The sequence below is a fragment of the Chryseobacterium wanjuense genome (assembly GCF_900111495.1).
Lineage (GTDB): Bacteria > Bacteroidota > Bacteroidia > Flavobacteriales > Weeksellaceae > Chryseobacterium > Chryseobacterium wanjuense.
Map to the genome: position 1 here is coordinate 1 of NZ_FOIU01000009.1, position 1,204 is coordinate 1,204.

Annotated in this window: 1 protein-coding gene; it reads right to left on the bottom strand. The window is 36.0% G+C overall.

Translation table 11 applies throughout. The features are described from left to right. Positions 1–51: 51 nt before the first annotated feature. Positions 52–1,137, bottom strand: a complete 1,086-nt coding sequence (locus BMX24_RS20940; protein ID WP_062673824.1) for an IS481 family transposase — start codon at positions 1,135–1,137, stop codon at positions 52–54. Between the last annotated feature and the right edge of the window lie 67 nt (positions 1,138–1,204).

The window sequence follows — 1,204 nt, forward strand, 5'->3', positions numbered from 1 at the left end:
TGTAATAGCCACGACTTTATCTGACAGTTAGGGGTTAAAAATAATTGTCAGTTATCCAATATTGTCCTTACTTCCAAAAGTAAGGATTTTTTGTTCCTCTGCAAGAGTTTCCAATAATTTATCTTTTGCAATAGGTTTACTATCCGAAAACGTCTGCATCGGTGTTTTACCGTAACAATGTTTTCCTGTATGCGTTCTTTCATTGTTGTAATACGATAGCCAGCTGTTTAAGTCTAATTGCAGTTCTTCAATACTTCTGTAAATTTTCTTTCTGAAAGCTATAGCATAGAACTCGTCCTGTATCGTCCTGTGAAAACGCTCGCAAATGCCATTGGTCTGAGGACTTTTAGCCTTGGTCTTTGTGTGATCAATATCTTCAATCGCTAAATAAAGCTGGTATTCATGCTGTTCTCTTATTCCACAGTATTCCGTTCCTCGGTCTGTTAAAATTCTGAGTAAACGAAGTTCCTGCTGCTCAAAGAATGGGACTACCTGATCATTAAGCATGTCAGCAGCAATAAGAGCATTTTTACGGTCATATAACTTTGCAAATGCTACTTTGGAATATGTGTCAATAAAAGTTTGCTGATAAATATGTCCAACTCCTTTGATATTGCCTACATAATAAGTGTCTTGAGCTCCTAAATATCCAGGATGATGAGTTTCAATTTCTCCATGAGCTTTTTTCTCTTCCTTAGCCCTTTCCAGTGCTGAAAGTTGAGATTCAGTAAGGACTACACCATCTTGAGCAGATTTGGCTTCCAGGGCTTTTAATCTTAGTTTAAACGTATGTAGATCGTGTCTTAACCAAATACTTCTGACTCCACCTGGTGATACAATGAAACCTTTCTTTTTAAGTTCATTACTTACTCTAAGCTGCCCCAGAGCAGGGTTTTCAATGGCTATATCAACAACAGCCTTTTCAATGACTTCATCTACACGATTCTTTAATACTGGCTTTCTTCTGGAGATTTCCTGTAATGCTAATTCACCTCCTTGCTCATACAGTTCTTTGAATCGATAAAAACTGTCTCGGGAATAACCCATTACTTTACAAGCTTTGGATACATTTCCTAAATGTTGTGCTAATTCAAGTACGCCTAGCTTGTTTTTGATAATTTTTTGTTGTGTTGTCATAATACTTAATCTGTTTTAAAGTTATTTAATTTGATTATAACTGTCAGATTAAGTATTGACTAATTCA